This is a genomic window from Cyclobacterium qasimii M12-11B (assembly GCF_000427295.1).
GTDB lineage: Bacteria > Bacteroidota > Bacteroidia > Cytophagales > Cyclobacteriaceae > Cyclobacterium > Cyclobacterium qasimii.
In genome coordinates this window covers 1-740 of record NZ_ATNM01000104.1, presented here as the reverse complement: position 1 = coordinate 740, position 740 = coordinate 1, and the positions used below count along the sequence as shown (strand labels likewise).

General features: G+C 60.1%; 1 protein-coding gene. It reads right to left on the bottom strand.

The window, feature by feature from the left end:
- Positions 1 to 435: NAD(P)-dependent oxidoreductase (locus ADICYQ_RS31220; RefSeq protein ID WP_498366132.1), on the bottom strand; the 435-nt coding region annotated here is incomplete at its 3' end.
- Positions 436 to 740: the final 305 nt, after the last annotated feature.

Below are 740 nucleotides of genomic sequence, written 5' to 3'. Positions count from 1 at the left end.
GCGGCCAAGGCCGATGATTCCGATCGTCTTCTCAAAAAGCTCCATGCCCGAATACTGCGAGCGCTTCCACTGCCCCTCTGCAAGAGCACCGTGCGCGGCCGGAATATGACGGGCCAAGCTCAGGATGTGCCCGACCGTCAGCTCGGCCGCCGAAATGATGTTCGAGGTGGGGGCATTCACCACCATCACACCGGCCGCAGTGGCCGCCTTGATATCGACGTTGTCGAGACCGACACCCGCACGCGCAATGACCTTCAGGTCAGGGGCATCGGCGAGAGCATCGGCATCCATCATCGTTGCCGAACGGATGAGAACGGCCTGCGCATCAGCGAGCGCAGCCTTCAGAGCGGCACGGTCGGTGCCATCAATGTTTCGTATCTCAAAGTCGGGCCCGAGAGCATCGACTGTTGCGGGGGAAAGTTCTTCGGCGATCACAACGATCGGCTTAGCCACAGATCTGGTCCTTCAATTCGCGGGGACTTCGCGCTAACACAACGAAGGCTGCTTGAGTACACAACTACAGCAACTTTAGCGGCGACGGGAAGCCGCCGTTGCCATGTGACAACTCAATGCGACGATTGGCCCATGATGAATGCCGTCGAAATCGCCCAATGGGTGTTGCGTATTGCCCTCGCACTCGCGTTTATCGGAATGGGCGTCAGCCACTTCGTGGCCGCCCCGGCACGAACCATGAGGGCAATGATCCCGCCAGCACTGCGCCAAAGCTGGATGCCCTCCCC